This window comes from Ectorhizobium quercum, from assembly GCF_026552795.1.
In the GTDB taxonomy this organism is placed as follows: domain Bacteria; phylum Pseudomonadota; class Alphaproteobacteria; order Rhizobiales; family Rhizobiaceae; genus Ectorhizobium; species Ectorhizobium quercum.
The window spans coordinates 362812-379976 of record NZ_JANFPI010000004.1 but is presented as its reverse complement, the minus strand read 5'-3'; the positions used below and the strand labels follow the sequence as shown (position 1 = coordinate 379976).

The window sequence follows — 17165 nt, the reverse complement described above, 5'->3', positions numbered from 1 at the left end:
ATCGTGAAAAATTCCGATCAAATCTGGGATCTGGTGGACCATCGGCGCCAGACATTCGTGGAGCTGGCAGACCGCGTCTGGGACACGCCGGAACTGAATTACGGCGAGTTTCGCTCGAGCGATTCCCATGCCGCCGTCCTGACCGGAACGGGTTTCAGGCTGAGTCGCGGCATCGGCGGCATACCGACCGCGCTCCTCGGCGAGGCGGGCGAGGGCGGCCCGGTCATCGCCATCCTCGGCGAGTACGACGCCCTGCCCGGCCTGTCGCAGGAAGCCGGCATCGCCGAGGAGCGCCCGCTCGTCGCCGGCGGCAACGGCCACGGCTGCGGCCACAACCTGCTCGGCACGGCGGCGTTGCAGGCCGCGACCGCCGTGAAGGACTGGCTGGCGCAGACCGGCCTGCCCGGCCGCGTCCGCTATTACGGCTGCCCGGCGGAGGAGGGCGGCTCGGCCAAGGGCTTCATGGTGCGCGAGGGCCTGTTCGACGATGTCGACATCGCCATCTCCTGGCATCCCGGCCCCTTCACCTGCGTCATGTATCCGGCATCGCTCGCCTGCGTGGAAGTGCTGTTCCACTTCACCGGCCGCGCCGCGCATGCGGCGGCCGCGCCCCACCTCGGGCGCTCCGCCCTCGATGCCGTGGAACTGATGAATGTCGGCGTGAACTACATGCGCGAGCACATGCCCTCGACGGCGCGCATCCATTATGCGCTGATCGACGCCGGCGGCGTGGCACCCAACGTGGTGCAGGCGAAGGCGACCGTGCGCTATCTGGTGCGCGCCCGCGAGCTGGACGAGATGCAGGCGCTGTTCGAGCGCGTGAAGAAGGTTGCCGAGGGCGCGGCCCTGATGACGGAAACCACCGTCGTCTGCGAGCCCGTCTCGGGCGAGGCGAACCTGCTCGGCAACGATGCGCTCGAGGCACTGATGCAGCGCGAACTGGAACGGCTCGGCCCCGCCGCCTTCGACGACGCCGACCGCGAAATCGCGGCAAAGTTCCACGCCACCTTCAACCCGGAGGATATCGCCACCTGCTTCGCCACCTACAGGCTGCAACCGGAAGAGGGGCTCGTGCTCTGCGACCGCATCCTGCCGCTCGACAGCGGCGATCCGGCGCTGATCGGCTCGACGGATGTGGGCACGGTGAGCTGGGCGGTGCCGACCGTGCAGATGTACGGCGCGACCTGCGCCATCGGCACGCCGCCGCATAGCTGGCAGATGGTGGCGCAGGGCAAGCTGCCCTTGGCGCACAAGGGCATGGAACACGCCGCGAAGATCATGGCCTCCACCGCCGCCGCGCTGATCCGCGATCCGGCGCTGGTCGAACAGGCGAAGGCCGATCACGGCACGCGCCGGCGCGGGCGTCCGCTTGCCAATCCGCTGACGCACGGCGTCGCGCCGGCGCTGGTGCCCGCGCCCGCGGGCTGGAGCTTCGCTGCGCCATAGGGCAAATCCGGCACTGCGGAAAACCGGGAATGAGAGGGTGTCCGGCGACCCCTGCCGTGAAACGCCAAATCGTTCCGGCCGATCCGCAGCCGGGCGCCGGGCCGCTGCCAAACAGCGGCGCAGGACCTTCAAGGTGCCCGGACCGCCCGACCGGACGCCTGCTGCAACCAGCCTGCACCGCCACCACCCGCATAGTCGCGTTTCAGTATATTTGACTTGCGATATGTATACATGTCGTGCATTTATGCCGCCAGAATTATTTCGAGGTCTATCGTGGAAGCCCTAACCCTTCAGTCTTTCCTTCTTTTCGTCGCGGGGCTGGCCGTCACCGGCGCCGCGGCCGGTCTCCTCGCCGGCCTCCTGGGTGTCGGCGGCGGCATCGTCATCGTGCCGGTGCTGTCGTTCATGCTGGAATTCATGAAGTTTTCGCCGACGGTGGCGATGCACGTCGCGGTCGGCACCTCGCTTCTGACGATCATCCCCACCTCGATCATGTCGCTCAACGCGCATAACAAGCGCGGGGCGATGGACAAGGCGCTGATTCGCTCCTGGGCGCCGTTCGTGGCGCTCGGCGCGGCGGTCGGCGGCATTGCCGCCCATTATTTCAGCGGCGCGAGCCTCAAGTCCGTCTTCGGCTTCGTCGCCCTTGCCGTCGCCATCAACATGCTGCTGCCGAAGAAGATCGTCCTCGGCGACACGCTGCCGCAGAACCTTCCCTTCAAGTTCAGCGTTCCCGGCGCGATCGGCTTCATCTCGTCGCTGATGGGCATCGGCGGCGGCTCGCTGACGGTGCCGACGCTGGCGGCCTATTCCTATCCGGTCCACAAGGCGGTCGGCTCGTCCTCGGCCTTCGGCCTGATCATCTCGCTTCCGGCCGTGGTCGGCTTCGTCGTCACGGGGCTCAACGTCGACGGACTGCCACCGCTGTCGCTCGGCTACGTCAACCTGCTGGCCGCCGCGCTCATCATCCCGCTGACCATGACGACCGCCAAGCTCGGCGTCAGGCTCGCCCACAGCCTGCAACCGGAACACCTCAAACGCGCCTTCGCGGTGTTCCTGATGATCACGTCGATCCGGATGCTCTGGCCGCTGCTTGCGGGCTGACGGCGCCGGTTTCGCCGTCAGACGGCGATGCGTTGCGGCGCGGCGGAGTCGAGAATGTGCTCCAGCGTGTCCGGCCGGCCGAACAGGTAGCCCTGGAACTGGTCGCAGCCCTCGCGGGTCAGGATATCGCGCTGGAGTTCGGTCTCCACGCCTTCGGCCAGGACCGGAATCTCCAGGCTCTTGCCGAGCGCCAGGATGGCGCGCACGAAGGCCAGCGCCTGCCGGTCGGTGGCCAGATCCGACACGAAGCTGCGGTCGAGCTTGATCTTGTCGAACGGAAAGGCGCGCAGCGTTTCCAGCGACGAATAGCCCGTGCCGAAATCGTCGATGGCGATCGTCACGCCCATCGCCTTGATCTGCCGGAGGATGTGCAGCGCCCGCGCCTTGTCGCCGACGATGGCCGATTCCGTCACTTCCAGTTCCAGCCGCTCGGGCGAAAGCCCCGTTTCCAGCAGCACGTCCTGCACGCGGCTTGCCAGCTGGAGGCTGGAAAGCTGGAGGGCCGAGAGATTGACCGCGATCTTCTCGCGCCCGGGCCAGGAGGCGGCTTCCCGGCACGCCTGCGTCAGCACCCAGTCGCCGACCGCGCCGATCGCACCGCATTCCTCCGCCAGCGGAATGAAAACGGCAGGCGAGATCATGCCGTGGACCGGATGCCGCCAGCGCGCCAGCACCTCGTAGCCTGCCAGCCGGTTGTCGGCGGCGGCGCGCTGGATCTGGTAATTGAGGAAGAACTGCCCCTCGCGCAGACCGGTCCAGATGTCCTTCGCCAGCGCGCGCCGGGCCCGCTCGGTCTCGTCCATCGAGGCCTGATAGAAGCACACCTTCTGCTCGAAATTCTCCTTGGCGCGGTACATCGCCATATCGGCATTGCCGAGCAGCCTCTCCGGGTCGGAACCGTCGGTCGGGAAGATCGAGATGCCGAGGCTCGCTCCCGGCACGATCTCCCGGTCGTCGATCACGATCGGCTCGCTCAGGCCGGTGGTGAGCCGCGCGACGAAGGCATGCAGGTCGGTCTCGTTCGAATAGACCTTGGCCGCCACGAATTCGTCGCCGCCGAAGCGGGCGACGGTCTCGCCCTCCTGCAACGCCCCGGCCATGCGCTCCGACAGGCGGCAGAGCACGCCGTCGCCGACCGCGTGGCCGTAGCCGTCGTTGATTTCCTTGAAACGGTCAAGGTCGATGTTGAAGACGGCGATCTGCGCGCCGGTCTCGCGGGCCCTGGCGATGGCGTCCTCCAGGATTTCCATGAACTGGCGCCGGTTGGGCAGGCCGGTCAGGGTATCGTGCCGCGCCATGTGGCTGAGGCGGCGCTCCGATCTGACCCGCAGCGTGACGTCCTCGAAGGTCATCACCCGGGCCGCCGTCCGGGTCGGCGAGACGGTGACGCGGATGAAGCTCTCCCACGGCGCCTCGATCACGATTTCGCCGCCACCGCGCTCGATCAGCGCCCGATACGCGGCTACCCGCCTTTCGGCGTGAAGCGGATGGAACAGCGACAGCTCCTCCATCGTGAGGCCGTGAAGATCGATGGCCGGATCGATGCGGAGAAGCTCGCTCAGGCGCGTGTTGTACATCACCAGCCGGCCGTCCTCGTCGAACAGGGTCAGCGCGTTGGCCATGTGGGCGAGAGCCAGGTTGAGGTTGGCGGATATCTCGCCGAGCCGCGTTTCGGCAAGCCGCTGCTCGGTGCGGTCGCGGGTGACTTTGGCGAAGCCGACCAGCTCGCCGCGCTGGTCGCGGACGGTATTGATGACGATATGCGCCCAGAACCGCGTGCCGTCCTTGCGCAGCCGCCAGCCTTCCGTCACGTATTTCCCGGCTTCGAGCGCATTTTGCAGCTGTTCGTCCGGCAGGCCCGCCACCCGGTCCTCCGGCAGGTAGAAGCATTCGAAGTGCCGGCCGAGAATCTCCGGCGCGCCATAGCCCTTCACCCGCTCGGCGCCGGGGTTCCAGCTCGTCACCCGGCCGCTACCGTCGAGCATGTAGAGGGCGTAGTCGGTCACGCCCTGCACCAGAAGGCGGAAATTGCGCTCGCTGACCGCCGCCTGCCGTTCCGCCCGCATGGCGAAAAGCACCGCCGCCGCGCCGGAAAACAGCAGCGAGACCGCAATGACCACGATTGCCGCGGACATGACGACCGGCGACAGCATGGTCGGCACGACGATCTTCGCCGGATCGGGAACGACCGTGACCGCGCCCATCGCCGTGAAATGCATGGCGACGATGGCGAATGCCAGGCACAGGCTCGAAACGCAGAGCGCCTTCGAGCGCGAGCGCAGCGACACGCCGAGCACAAAGGCCGGCATCGAAAACAGCATGGAAAGCAGGATGGCAGCGACGACCAGCGAACCGTCCCAGACGATGCGGCCGGGAAATTCCAGCGCCGCCATTCCCATGAAGTGCATGGTGGACACGCCGAGCCCGAACAGGGCGCCCGCCGAGGCGAGGGCGGCGCGGCCGGATGCGCGCGCCGCAATGCCGCTCGCGGCGGAAGTGGCCGCGACAGCCGTCGCAAGCGACCCCAGGGTCAGCAGGCTCTCATAGCCGGTGACGACACCGGGATCGTAGGCCAGCATGGCGACGAAATGCGTGCTCCAGATGCCGAAGCCGCCTACCGCGCCGCCGGCGAGAAACCAGATGACGCGGGCGCTGCCTTCGACCGCGCGCGCCCGGCCGAGCAGCCCCATCGCGGCGAGACAGGAAAGAACGCACAGGATCGCGGCGAGAGCGACGAGACGCAAATCGTGTTCGAACACGAGGCATGCCAGAACGTCGTACATATCGCCTCCCACGCGCATCAGACAGGCCACGGACTATTCCCAACCTTCCTCAACGCCTTAGGTTCCCATCGTTAACAATTGATATCCGTCAAGAATAACAATGTGTGAACGGATTCTTGGGAGTGCAGCCCGAGGCGATGCGCGAGACTGGAGAATGCAGGAGCGCCGCCGACGTGCCGGTCGCTCCCTTTCGTCATGGTCGGGTCATCCTCGGGTCAAGCCCGAAGGCAACGAAAGAGAAGGTTTGTCCATGCATCGCCCCCGTCTCTCTCGCCACCCGCCGCCGCGTCTTGCCGTTCGCGGAAATGCGGCATAAAGCTCGTGTGGAGGAGGAGAGGACATGCATCGCATCTGGAATTATCTACAGGAATATTCGCTGCTTCTGGTCTTCGGCGCGATCACCGCGCTCGTCTGGGCCAACACGGCGCCGGGCAGCTACCATGCCATCGTCGACTATCCGCTCTGGGAGGGCGGGTTCGTCGGCCATCTGCATGACGGCCATCGCACGCTGACGCTCCACTATCTCATCAACGACATGCTGATGGCCTTCTTCTTCGCCATCGCGGGCAAGGAAGTGTGGGAAGCGGTGGCGCTGAAAAACGGCTCCCTGCGTGGCAAGAAGGCCGTGACGCCGCTGATCGCGACCGCCGGCGGCATGCTCGGCCCCGTCGCCGTCTATCTCGGCGGCGCCTTCGTCATCGGCAAGTTCGGCCTTCTCGCCAGCGGCTGGGCCATTCCCACTGCCACCGACATCGCCTTTTCCTATCTGGTCGGCCGCCTCGTGTTCGGCGCCGGCCATCCGGCGGTGATGTTCCTGCTGCTGCTGGCCATCGCCGACGATGCCGGCGGCCTCATCATCCTGGCGATCTTCTATCCGCAGGGCGACCTTGCGCCGCAATGGCTGCTTCTGTCCTTCGGCGCCGCGCTGGCCGTCTGGTTCCTCGCCAACCGCCTGCCGCGCCTCCTCGATGGCAACAATCCGCGCCGGCCGGTCTCGAGCGCGGTGAAGCGCAGGCTGTCGTTCTGGCCCTATCTGATCGCCGCCGCCGCAAGCTGGTACGGCTTTCAGGAAGCCGGCATCCACCCGGCGCTCGGCCTCCTGCCGATCATCCCGGCCATTCCGCACGCCGAAACCGATTTCGGCTTCTTCGCGGAGGAAGAGCGCTACCAGACCGACCTTCTCAACCGCATCGAGCATGCGCTGAAGGCGCCGGTGCAGATCGTCCTGCTGCTGTTCGGGCTCGCCAATGCCGGCGTCGAGTTCTCGGCGATGGACGACGTGACCTGGCTGGTGCTCGGCGGGCTGATCGTCGGCAAGCCGCTCGGCATCACCCTGATGGGCTGGATCGCCGCCCGGCCGCTCGGCTTCGGCCTGCCGGAGGGCATGCGCCTTGCCGACCTGCCGGTCATCGGCTGCGTCGCCGCCATCGGCTTCACCGTGGCGCTGTTCGTCGCCGGCGTCGCCTTCCCGCCCGGCGCGGAACAGGACGCCGCCAAGATGGGCGCGCTGTTCTCCTTCGGCGCGGCGGCCATCGCCATCGTCGCCGGCAGGATCTTCGCCGTCCGGCGAAAGCATGTCGTCCAGTCGCCGGCGCATCTACCCAGTTCCGGGTAGATTCGGCGAAAACGGCCGGGCGGCGCGCTTGTAGTGCAACGTCCGGCTGTTATCCTTCCCGCCCAAAGAGTGATCCGGAGCCGCACCGGCATTGAGGAGTGCCGCGGCGCCGGAAACCGAGGGAGGGACGAATGCCATTTCTGCTGGCGCTTTCGCGCGTCATCGACGCCGCCAACACCGTGATCGGCAAGGCGATTTCCTGGCTGCTGCTGGCCGCCATCCTGATCAGCTCCATCAACGCCGTCGCGCGCAAGGGTTTCTCCGCCAGCTCCAATGCCTGGCTCGAATCGCAATGGTATCTGTTCTCCGCGGTCTTTCTGATCGCGGCGGGCTATACGCTGCTCAACAACGAGCATGTGAAGGTCGACCTGCTCTACAGCCGCCTGTCCCGCCGGAGCCAGATCTGGATCGACATTCTTGGCACGATCTTCTTCCTGCTGCCGTTCTGCCTCGTCACGGTCTATCTCTCCTGGCCGGTCTTCCTGCAGAAGCTCGCCTCCGGCGAGGTGTCCAACAATACCGGCGGCCTAATACAGTGGCCGGCCTGGCTGCTGATCCCCATCGGCTTCGGCCTGCTCGCCCTTCAGGGCGTGTCCGAACTCATCAAGCGCATCGCCATCCTGCGCGGGGACATTCCCGATCCGGTGGCGGAAGCCGATGCCGAAGCCGCGGCGCTCTGAGGGAGGACCGGACAATGACTGCATTCATCGCGGAAAACCTCGCGCCCATCATGTTCGCTGGCCTGATCGTGGTCCTGCTGCTCGGCTATCCCGTCGCCTTCGCGCTGGCCTTCGTCGGCTTCGTCTTCGGCTTCATCGGCATCGAGCTGGGCCTCCTGCCGGCCACGCTGTTCCAGGCCATACCGGACCGCATCTTCGGGCAGATGTCGAACGAGACGCTGCTCGCCATTCCGTTCTTCACCTTCATGGGGCTGATCCTGGAAAAGAGCGGCATGGCCGAGGACCTGCTCGACACGATCGGCCAGCTCTTCGGCCCGGTGCGCGGCGGCATCGCCTTCGCGGTGATCTTCGTCGGCGCGATTCTCGCCGCCACCACCGGCGTCGTCGCCGCCTCGGTCATCTCGATGGGGCTGATCTCGCTGCCGATCATGCTGCGCTACGGCTACGACCGCAAGGTCGCCGCCGGCACGATCGCGGCTTCCGGCACGCTTGCCCAGATCATCCCGCCGAGCCTCGTGCTGATCGTTCTCGCCGACCAGCTCGGCCGTTCGGTGGGCGACATGTACAAGGGTGCGCTGGTGCCGGGGCTGATGCTCGTCGGCCTCTACGCCGCCTACATCGCCTTTACCGCCGTCGTCAGCCCGGCCAAGGTTCCGGCGCTGCCGCTGGAGGCCCGCACGCTGCGCGGGGGCAAGCTTCTGCTGAAGGTCGTCACCTCGCTGGTGCCGCCGCTGGTGCTGGTCTTCCTCGTGCTCGGAACCATCTTCCTCGGCATTGCTACGCCGACGGAAGGCGGCGCGATGGGCGCGACCGGCGCCCTCATCCTGGCCGCCCTGAACCGCAAGCTCACCCTGCCGCTGGTGAAGCAGTCGCTCTACTCGACCGCGAAGCTGTCGTCCTTCGTGCTGTTCATCCTGCTCGGCGCGCGCATCTTCTCGCTCACCTTCTACGGCGTGAACGGCCATGTCTGGGTCGAGCACCTGATGACCTCGATCCCCGGCGGCGAGATCGGCTTCCTGATAGTCGCCAACCTGCTGGTGTTCTTCCTGGCCTTCTTCCTCGATTATTTCGAGCTGGCCTTCATCATCATCCCGCTGCTGGCGCCGGTCGCCGATGCGCTCGGCATCGACCTGATCTGGTTCGGCGTCATGCTGGCGGTCAACATGCAGACCGCGTTCATGCACCCGCCCTTCGGCTTCTCGCTGTTCTTCCTGCGCTCGGTGGCGCCGGCCCGCGCCTATCGCGACCGCGTGACCGGCCGGACGATCCAGCCGGTGACGTCGACGCAGATCTATCTCGGCGCCATCCCCTATCTGGTGATCCAGCTGGCGATGGTTGGCGTGGTGATCGCCTTCCCCGGCCTGGTGATGCACTACAGGGGCAACGCGCCGCAGGTCGATCCGTCCACCATCCATCTCAACGTGCCGATGCCCGGCGCCGGCGTCGGGGCCGATCCGTTCGCCAATCCCTTCGCCACGCCCGGCAACGGTTCCGCCCCGGCCAATCCGCCGGCCCCGGGCTTCGGCGCCCCGGCACCGTCCTTCGGGAGCGAGCCGCGTCAGCAGCCCTGACCCAACAGTTCTCAAAGGAGGAGGAAACCTTATGAGCAAGACCCTAGATCGCAGACGCTTCCTGTCCGGCGGCGCGATGGCCGGCGCGGCCGCCGCCGCCACGGCGCTCGCCACGCCGGCCGTCGCCCAGTCGCTGCCGAATGTCCGCTGGCGGCTGACATCCGGCTTTCCCAACAACCTCGACACGATCTACGGCGGCGCCGTGGTCATGGCGAACGCAGTGAGGGCGATCACCGGCGGCAAGTTCGACATCCAGGTGTTCCAGGCCGGCGAAATCGTGCCCGGCCCGCAGGCGATCGACGCCGTGAAGGCCAACACGGTCGAGATCACCCACACCTGCGGCTATTACTTCACCGGCAAGGACCCGACCTTCGCCATCGGCTCGACCATTCCCTTCGGCCTGAACGGCCGCTTGCAGAACGCCTGGCTCTATCACGGCGGCGGAAACGAGGCCTATGACGAATTCCTGGCCGATTACGGCGTCACCGGCAGGCCGGGCGGCGGCACCGGCGCCCAGATGGGTGGCTGGTATCGCAAGGAAATCAACAGTCTCGCCGATCTCAGCGGCCTCAAGATGCGCATTGCCGGCGTGGCCGGCGAAGTCATGTCGCGTCTCGGCGTCGTGCCGCAGCAGCTTCCCGGCGGCGACATCTATCCGGCGCTGGAGCGCGGCACCATCGACGCCGCCGAATGGGTGGGCCCCTATGACGACGAGAAGCTCGGCTTCCACCAGATCGCGCCCTACTATTACTACCCGGCCTTCTGGGAGGGCGGCCTGACCATCCACTTCTACATCAACCGCGACCAGTATGCCGGCCTGCCGGACGAATACAAGGCGGCGCTCGACACCGCCTGCAAGGCCGCCAACATCAACATGCAGGCCCTTTACGACGTCAAGAACAAGGACGCGATCCGCTCGCTCGTCTCCAAGGGCACGCAGCTTCGCCCGCTGCCGCGCGACGTGCTCGACGCCGCCTACAAGACGTCCTTCGAACTGTACGAGGAGTACGGCCAGAGGTATCCGGCCTGGGCGAAGATATATCCCGGCTGGAAGAAGTTCCGCGACGAAGGCTTCGAATGGTTCCGCGTCGCCGAATATACCTATGACAGCTACAACTTCGCCATGCAGGCGTCCGGCAACTGAGGCGTTTCCGGCACGCGAACGAAAATGCGGTCCCCGGTCATTCGGCCGGGGATCGTCCGGCCTTCTTTATCAGCCAGCGGGCGCTTTCGGCATCCGTCACCAGCACCGTGGCGAGGCGCGCCTTCAACGCGGCATGCAGGGTGGCATGCTTGTGGGCGCCGCCCGAGGCGATGATGCGGCAGGGAATGCGCCGGTAGTCCTCCAGTTCGGGCGAGATCACCTGCCGGTTCATCGGATGGTCCACCGTGCGACCCTCGCCGTCGAGATAGCGGCCCAGTATGTCGCCGACGGCGCCCGCCTGCTTCAGCTCCTCGATCACCTGCAACGAGGGCAGGCCGTAGCGGACCTGCAAGGATTCCCGCGTCAGGTCGCCGACGCTGAGGCAGGAAATCTCCACCGCGGCGGCCTCCTCCAGCAAGGTCCGGATCACCGGCTGCGCGACGATGGCATCGCGCGAGGCGGCGCTGTCGGCATAGATCGGCGCCGCCAGGTAATGGCATTCCGCGCCCAGCACCTTGGCGAAGCGCCGGACGATCTCGAACGTGTTGATCTCGGAGCCGCGCGTCAGCCCGCCCATCATCGAGCGCACCTTGGTTTCGGGAACGTTGACAGGTGTCATCTGCTCCACGGTCTCGCGCAGCGTCGTGCCCCAGCCGACGCCGAGCGATTGCGGCCGGCGCACCGGGATCATCCTGTCGAGCAGGGCCGCCGCCGCCCGCCCGATCACCGACTGCATCTGCCGCGGGTCGGCCGGCGTCGGAGCGACGACCGCCTCGTCGAGGCCGAACGCCCCGCATAGCTGCGCCTCCAGCTCGACATTCTCGGCCAGCGGCGAGGTGAAGCTGATTCGCACGATGCCCTCATCGAGCGCTGCGGCGAGCAGCTCGTTGACGCGCCGCCGCGTGAGGTTGATCCGCTCGGCGATCTGCGCCTGCGTCAGCCCCTCGACATGATAGAGCCAGGATGCCTTCACCATCAGTTGCCGGTTGTCCAAATTCGTTTCCCCCGCCGATCAATTCGAACATATGTCACACGAGCGTAACATATGTAACTTACACATTCCCGCACAACAGGTGCGGGTTGCGGCGCCCCGGAAAACCCTCCGGCCCCGCAACCCGCACCCTGATCCTTATCAACATGGTTCTGCGGTTCAATGACGATCGATCTGGTGATTTTCGACTGTGACGGCGTGCTCATCGACAGCGAGCCGGCCTCAAGCCGCGTCCTTTGCCGTGCGCTCAACGATGCCGGCGTGGAGATCACCGAGGCGGACGTCCACCGCCGCTTCACCGGCCATGCGGCGGGCGCGGCGCGGCGCATCTGCACCGAGGAACTCGGCGTCGAGGATGTGGAATCGGTGTTCGGGGCGTTCGAGGCGGCGCTGTTTGCCGAATTTTCCCGCTCCCTGACGCCGATGCCGGGTATCGGCGAGGTGATCGCATCGCTGAAGCACCGCAAATGCGTCGCATCCAACTCGACCCTGGAGCGGCTGCACAACAGCCTCGGCCTCTTCGACCTGTGGCACGCCTTCGCGCCGCATGTCTTCAGTGCCGACATGGTGGCCCGGCCGAAACCCGCGCCGGATCTCTTCTTTCTCTCAGCCGAAACGCTCGACGTCGATCCGGCCCGCTGTCTCGTGGTCGACGACAGTCCGCACGGCATTGCCGGCGCGGTCGCGGCTGGGATGAAGGCGATCGGCTTCGTCGATCCGGCCGACCCGCGCGAGGGGCGCCATGCGGTTCTTTCCGATGCCGGCGCGGTGATGACGGCCACCGGCGCCGCCGGGCTCGCCCGCGCCTTCGAAACGATCCTCGGCGCCTCGGCCCTTCGCACCCATCACGCCGCGCCGGCGCGGCCGACTTTCGCCTGAACGATGCCGCCGCGGCTGCGGCACGGCGGGCCTGTCATCGAAAATTCATGCAGCCATCAACAGACAGACATCTGACGAACGCACAAACAGCCATTCCCTTTACCGACTGTCCCCTGAAGAAGGAGAACTTCCGATGCTTTCCATCAATCGTCGTCACGCCCTCGGGCTGATGGGCGCCGCCGCCGGCACGTTCGTGCTGCCGCGCATGTCGTTCAGCCAGGGCGCACGCCCCTCCGTCACCATCGCGGTGCAGAAGATCACCAACAACAACACGCTCGACGTCTGGTACGAACAGTCCAACGTCGGCGAGCGCGTCTTCTTCCCGAACCTGTGGGAAGGCCTGATCGTGCGCGACTGGATGGGCAACCAGGGCCCGGTCGCCGGTCTCGCCACCGAGTGGACCCGCATCGACGACAAGACGCTGGAACTGAAGCTGCGCCAGGGCGTGAAGTTCCATAACGGCGATGAGCTGACGGCCGAAGACGTCGTGTTCTCCTTCTCCCAGGAGCGCGTGTTCGGCAACACCGAGCCGGCCGGCGGCAAGACGATCTTCGCCGACGACCACAAGCCCGCCACCGTCAAGGAACTGCCGGCCAACGTGCCCGGCGTCGGCCGCCGCGTCTGGCCCGCGCTCGCCGGCGTCGAGGCCGTGGACAAGTACACGGTGCGCTTCCACAACACCACGCCGGACGTGACGCTCGAAGGCCGCCTCTATTCCTTCGGCAGCCAGATCGCCAACCGCCGCGCCTGGGACGAAGCCGCCTCCTACAACGACTGGGCCCGCAAGCCGATCACCACCGGCCCCTACATGGTCGGCGACTACAGGCCGGACATCTCGCTCACCCTCGTCGCCTTCGACGAATACTGGGGCGGCCGCCCGCCGCTTCAGGAAATCCGCTTCGTCGAGGTTCCGGAAGTCGCCTCGCGCGTCAACGGCCTGCTTTCGGGCGAATACGACTTCGCCTGCGACCTGCCGCCGGACCAGATCGCCACCATCGCCGCCGCGCCCGGCCTCGAAGTGCAGAACTCCACCATCTGGAACCACCGCATCTCGACGTTCAACACCGAAAACCCGATCCTCGCCAACCCGCTGGTCCGTCGCGCCTTCACGCATTCGGTCGACCGCCAGGCCATCGTCGACGCGCTGTGGGGCGGCCAGACCGTCATTCCCGCCGGCCTCCAGTTCGAATCCTTCAAGACCAGCGACATGTTCATCGACGGCTGGGCGACCCCGGAATACAATCCCGACCTCGCCAAGCAGCTTCTGGCGGAAGCCGGCTACAAGGGCGATCCGATCCCCTACCGCCTGCTGAACAACTACTACACCAACCAGACCCCGACCGCGCAGATCCTGGTCGAGATGTGGAAGCAGGTCGGCCTCAACGTCGAGATCGAGATGAAGGAGAACTGGGCGCAGATCCACGACCCGCAGGGCGTCAGGGGCGTGCGCGACTGGTCGGCCTCCAACACGATCAACGACCCGATCACGCCGCTGGTCGTGCAGTTCGGCCCGAACGGCGAAGTGCAGCAGAAGAAGGACTGGACGAACGCCGAGTTCAACGAGCTTTCCGTCGTCATGGAAACCTCGACCGACAAGGCGCTGCGCAAAAAAGCCGTCGCCCGCATGCTCGAAATCGCCGAGCGCGAGGACCCGGCCTATCAGGTGCTCCACCAGAACGCCGTCTTCACGGGCATGAAGTCCTCGCTGAAGTGGAAGGCCGCGCCCGCCTTCGCGATGGATTTCCGCTCCACGAACTGGTTCATCTGACCATCGAAATGAAGCGCCGGCCGCCCGAAAGGGTGGCCGGCGTGCTTGTTTGCGAAGCCCCCCTCTGGCCTGCCGGCCATCTCCCCCACAAGGGGGGGAGAAAATTCGCGGCAGCCTCCCGGTCCACGGTGGCAGGAGGCCGTCACTCCCATCGTTCTCCCCCCTTGCGGGAGAGATGGCGGCAGCCAGAGGGGGAGGCCGGAATGCCCAGCGTGTGCGGGGACATTCCGCGACATATGATCGATAGAAAGGTGAGCGCGATGACGACCAATCTCGTGGAACTGCGTGACCTGAAGGTCTCCTTCGACGGCGTTCAGGTCCTGCACGGCATCGACCTCGATGTCGGGCGCGGCGAGGCCATCGGACTGGTGGGCGAATCCGGCTGCGGGAAATCCGTGACCTGGCTGGCCGCGCTCGGCCTTTTGCCGGGAAAGGCCAGCGTTTCCGGCTCGGTGCGCGTCGAGGGCCGTGAGATTCTCGGCGGCGCGCGCTCCACGCAGGAGGCGGTGCGCGGCGGAAAGGTCGCCATGATCTTCCAGGACCCGTCCAGCTCGCTCAATCCCGTCATCCGCATCGGCCGCCAGATCACCGAGGCGCTCACCCTGCATCGCGGCCTGAAGGGAGCGGCCGCGAAGGCGGAGGCGCTACGCCTGATGGACATGGTCGGCATTCCCGATGCCCGCCGCCGCATCGATCTCTTCCCGCACGAATTTTCCGGCGGCCAGTGCCAGCGCCTGATGATCGCGATGGCGCTGGCCGGCGAGCCGGACCTGCTGATCGCCGACGAACCGACCACCGCGCTCGACGCCACCATCCAGGCGCAGATCCTCGACCTTCTCATCCAGCTTCGCGCCGAAACCGGCATGGCCACCGTCTTCATCAGCCACGACCTTGGCGCCGTCTCGCAGATCTGCGAGCGCGTCTGCGTCATGTATGCCGGCCGCATCGTCGAGCAGGGCGGCATCGACACCCTGTTCGCCACGCCGCGCCATCCCTATACGCGCGGCCTGTTCGACGCCATTCCGAGCCTTCACGGCGAACGCACGCGGCTGATCCCCATTCCCGGAACGGTGCCCGATCCCCGCCATCTGCCCGAGGGCTGCGCCTTCACGCCGCGCTGTTCCAATGCGGTGGAGGCGTGCCGCCACCTGCGCCCGGCGCTGACCGACCTGCCGGACGGAAGCCGTCTTGCCTGCCACCGGCCAGTCGGAACCGCGAAGGCGGCCGCCTGCCACGCCCTGGAGGGAGCGCACTGACATGACGAACCTTCTCGAAGCGCACGACCTCGTCCGCACCTACCAGACCCGCAGCGGCCTTCTCGGCAAGCCGACGCCGGTTCGCGCCGTCGACGGCGTGTCGCTGACCGTCCGGCCGGGCGAGACGCTCGGCATCGTCGGCGAAAGCGGCTCGGGCAAGTCGACCCTCGGGCGCATGCTGCTCGGCATCGATGCGCCGCAGGGCGGGCAGGTGTTCTTCGAAGGCGCGGCCATGCCGCCGTTCGGCACGGCCGCCTGGCGGGCGCTGCGCGCGAAAATGCAGCTCGTCTATCAGGACCCGCTGGCCGCGCTCGACCGCCGCCTGACCATCGCCGCCCAGATCGGCGAGCCGCTGGATATCCACAACCTCATCCCGAAAGAGCATCGCGCCGCCCGCGTGGCCGAGCTGATGGCCGCCGTCGGCCTGCGCCCCGATCAGGCCGGGCGCTATCCGCACGAGTTTTCCGGCGGCCAGCGCCAGCGCGCCGTCATCGCCCGGGCACTCGCCTCCCGCCCGAAGCTTCTCGTCTGCGACGAGCCGGTCTCGGCGCTCGACGTCTCCATTCAGGCGCAGGTGGTGAACATGCTGCGCGACCTTCAGGAGAGCCATGACATCGCGATGGTCTTCATCAGCCACGACCTCAAGGTGGTGCGCAACATCGCCGACCGCGTGGCGGTGATGTATCTCGGGCGGATCGTCGAGGAGGCGTCCTCCGACGTGATCTTCCTGTCGCCCCGCCATCCCTACACCAAGGCGCTCGTTTCCAGCGTGCCGGTGCCGGGCAAGCGGCTGGAGGGCCGCGTCATCCTTCAGGGCGAGCCGCCGAACCCGGCGAACCGGCCGACCGGCTGCGCCTTCCACCCGCGCTGTCCGCTCGCCACCGACCTGTGCCGCACCACCACGCCGGCGCTTCGGACGGTGGAGGAGGGGCGCACCGCCGCCTGCCACATGGTGCCCGACATCGCCCGACCCGTGGCCGCGTAAGGAAAAGCGAAGATGTTCCGTTTCGTTCTCACCCGCATCCTCCGCGCCACCATCACCATCCTGGCGGTGATCACCTTCGCCTTCGTCGTGCTGCGCATGTCGGGCGATCCGGCCCAGGTCATGCTCGGCCCCGATGCACCGCACGAATCCGTGGCCGCCTTCCGCGCCGCGTGGGGACTCGACCAGCCGTTGTGGATCCAGTATTTCGCCTATCTGAAATCGATCTTCACCGGCGATTTCGGCGTGTCGATGCGCGACAAGGCCTCGGCCATCGGCCTGGTCGTCGAGCGCATTCCCGCCACGCTCCAGCTCACCATTCCGGCGCTGCTGCTCAAGCTCGCCATCGGCATTCCGGCCGGCGTCTACGCGGCGCTGCACCGCCAGAGCTTCATCGACCGGGGCGTGATCTTCGGCGCGATCCTCGGCTTCACCATCCCCTCCTTCGTCATGGGCCTGCTGTTGGTGCTGATCTTCTCGATCATCCTCGGCGTGCTGCCCTCGGGCGGGCAGGACACCTGGCAGCACGGCATCCTGCCGACGCTGACCATGAGCATCGGCGGCATAGGCATTCTCGCCCGCTTCTCCCGCTCCGCCATGATCGAGGTGATGGGCCAGCCCTATATCCGCACCGCCTCGGCCAAGGGCCTGAAGTGGAACGACGTGGTGTGGAACCACGCGCTGCCCAACGCCGCCGTGCCGATCGTCACCATCGTCGGCTTCATGGTCGGCTCGCTGATCGCCGGCGCCGTGGTGGTGGAATCGATCTTCTCCTGGCCGGGCATCGGCCGCCTGCTGGTCGTGTCCGTTTCCAACCGCGACCTCGCCGTCGTGCAGTGCATCCTGCTGATCATCGCCGCGGCGATGGTCATTTCGAACCTCATCGTCGACCTGCTCTACGGCTGGCTCGACCCGCGCCTTCGCAGCCAGACCGCCCATTGAGGAG

At 66.7% G+C, this 17165-nt stretch carries 13 protein-coding genes; 11 read left to right on the top strand and 2 right to left on the bottom strand.

Annotation, left to right across the window (positions count from 1 at the left end; all coding sequences use genetic code 11):
* Positions 1-3 precede the first annotated feature (3 nt).
* Positions 4-1446 (top strand): M20 family metallopeptidase, encoded by a 1443-nt coding sequence (locus NOF55_RS14115; RefSeq protein ID WP_306412026.1) that lies wholly within the window; start codon positions 4-6, stop codon positions 1444-1446.
* Between the two features lie 273 nt (positions 1447-1719).
* The gene (locus NOF55_RS14110; protein WP_306412025.1) at positions 1720-2550 is read left to right on the top strand and encodes a sulfite exporter TauE/SafE family protein; all 831 of its coding nucleotides are present in this window, start codon (positions 1720-1722) and stop codon (positions 2548-2550) included.
* Between the two features lie 17 nt (positions 2551-2567).
* Here the strand turns inward: NOF55_RS14110 and NOF55_RS14105 are convergent, their stop codons facing one another.
* Positions 2568-5333, bottom strand: coding sequence for a bifunctional diguanylate cyclase/phosphodiesterase (locus NOF55_RS14105; RefSeq protein ID WP_306412024.1), 2766 nt, complete (start codon positions 5331-5333; stop codon positions 2568-2570).
* Positions 5334-5673: 340 nt separating this feature from the next.
* On the opposite strand from NOF55_RS14105, the gene NOF55_RS14100 reads away from it, so the two are divergent.
* The 4 genes from NOF55_RS14100 to NOF55_RS14085 all read left to right on the top strand — a co-directional run bounded on the left by NOF55_RS14100 (position 5674) and on the right by NOF55_RS14085 (position 10343).
* Positions 5674-6948: a Na+/H+ antiporter NhaA gene (locus tag NOF55_RS14100; RefSeq protein WP_306412023.1), complete on the top strand. Its 1275-nt coding sequence runs from the start codon at positions 5674-5676 to the stop codon at positions 6946-6948.
* Between the two features lie 131 nt (positions 6949-7079).
* Complete coding sequence (locus NOF55_RS14095; RefSeq protein ID WP_306412022.1) at positions 7080-7628, top strand: TRAP transporter small permease subunit; 549 nt, start codon at positions 7080-7082, stop codon at positions 7626-7628.
* Between the two features lie 14 nt (positions 7629-7642).
* Positions 7643-9199: a TRAP transporter large permease gene (locus tag NOF55_RS14090; RefSeq protein ID WP_306412021.1), complete on the top strand. Its 1557-nt coding sequence runs from the start codon at positions 7643-7645 to the stop codon at positions 9197-9199.
* A gap of 31 nt (positions 9200-9230) precedes the next feature.
* Positions 9231-10343: a TRAP transporter substrate-binding protein gene (locus NOF55_RS14085; protein ID WP_306412020.1), complete on the top strand. Its 1113-nt coding sequence runs from the start codon at positions 9231-9233 to the stop codon at positions 10341-10343.
* Between the two features lie 37 nt (positions 10344-10380).
* On the opposite strand, the gene NOF55_RS14080 is transcribed toward NOF55_RS14085, so the two are convergent.
* Positions 10381-11337 carry a sugar-binding transcriptional regulator gene (locus NOF55_RS14080; RefSeq protein WP_306412019.1) on the bottom strand — a complete coding sequence of 319 codons (957 nt, stop codon included), beginning with the start codon at positions 11335-11337 and terminating at the stop codon, positions 10381-10383.
* A gap of 159 nt (positions 11338-11496) precedes the next feature.
* Between NOF55_RS14080 and NOF55_RS14075 the strand changes: the two genes are divergently transcribed.
* From NOF55_RS14075 to NOF55_RS14055, 5 genes are all read left to right on the top strand, one after another.
* Positions 11497-12213 carry an HAD family hydrolase gene (locus tag NOF55_RS14075; RefSeq protein WP_306412018.1) on the top strand — a complete coding sequence of 239 codons (717 nt, stop codon included), beginning with the start codon at positions 11497-11499 and terminating at the stop codon, positions 12211-12213.
* 133 nt (positions 12214-12346) lie between these two features.
* Positions 12347-13981, top strand: a complete 1635-nt coding sequence (locus NOF55_RS14070) for an ABC transporter substrate-binding protein (RefSeq protein ID WP_306412017.1) — start codon at positions 12347-12349, stop codon at positions 13979-13981.
* A 260-nt stretch (positions 13982-14241) separates the two neighbouring features.
* Positions 14242-15237: an ABC transporter ATP-binding protein gene (locus NOF55_RS14065; RefSeq protein WP_306412016.1), complete on the top strand. Its 996-nt coding sequence runs from the start codon at positions 14242-14244 to the stop codon at positions 15235-15237.
* A 1-nt stretch (position 15238) separates the two neighbouring features.
* Complete coding sequence (locus NOF55_RS14060) at positions 15239-16222, top strand: ABC transporter ATP-binding protein (protein WP_306412015.1); 984 nt, start codon at positions 15239-15241, stop codon at positions 16220-16222.
* 12 nt (positions 16223-16234) lie between these two features.
* Complete coding sequence (locus tag NOF55_RS14055; protein WP_306412014.1) at positions 16235-17161, top strand: ABC transporter permease; 927 nt, start codon at positions 16235-16237, stop codon at positions 17159-17161.
* The last annotated feature ends 4 nt before the right edge of the window (positions 17162-17165 follow it).

Excerpts from the sequence above, each read along its gene's own strand:
- NOF55_RS14105 (WP_306412024.1), bottom strand. The coding sequence starts at position 5,333 with ATGTACGACGTTCTGGCATGCCTCGTGTTCGAACACGATTTGCGTCTC.
- NOF55_RS14100 (WP_306412023.1), top strand. The coding sequence starts at position 5,674 with ATGCATCGCATCTGGAATTATCTACAGGAATATTCGCTGCTTCTGGTC.
- NOF55_RS14095 (WP_306412022.1), top strand. The coding sequence starts at position 7,080 with ATGCCATTTCTGCTGGCGCTTTCGCGCGTCATCGACGCCGCCAACACC.
- NOF55_RS14090 (WP_306412021.1), top strand. The coding sequence starts at position 7,643 with ATGACTGCATTCATCGCGGAAAACCTCGCGCCCATCATGTTCGCTGGC.
- NOF55_RS14085 (WP_306412020.1), top strand. The coding sequence starts at position 9,231 with ATGAGCAAGACCCTAGATCGCAGACGCTTCCTGTCCGGCGGCGCGATG.
- NOF55_RS14075 (WP_306412018.1), top strand. The coding sequence starts at position 11,497 with ATGACGATCGATCTGGTGATTTTCGACTGTGACGGCGTGCTCATCGAC.
- NOF55_RS14070 (WP_306412017.1), top strand. The coding sequence starts at position 12,347 with ATGCTTTCCATCAATCGTCGTCACGCCCTCGGGCTGATGGGCGCCGCC.
- NOF55_RS14065 (WP_306412016.1), top strand. The coding sequence starts at position 14,242 with ATGACGACCAATCTCGTGGAACTGCGTGACCTGAAGGTCTCCTTCGAC.
- NOF55_RS14060 (WP_306412015.1), top strand. The coding sequence starts at position 15,239 with ATGACGAACCTTCTCGAAGCGCACGACCTCGTCCGCACCTACCAGACC.
- NOF55_RS14055 (WP_306412014.1), top strand. The coding sequence starts at position 16,235 with ATGTTCCGTTTCGTTCTCACCCGCATCCTCCGCGCCACCATCACCATC.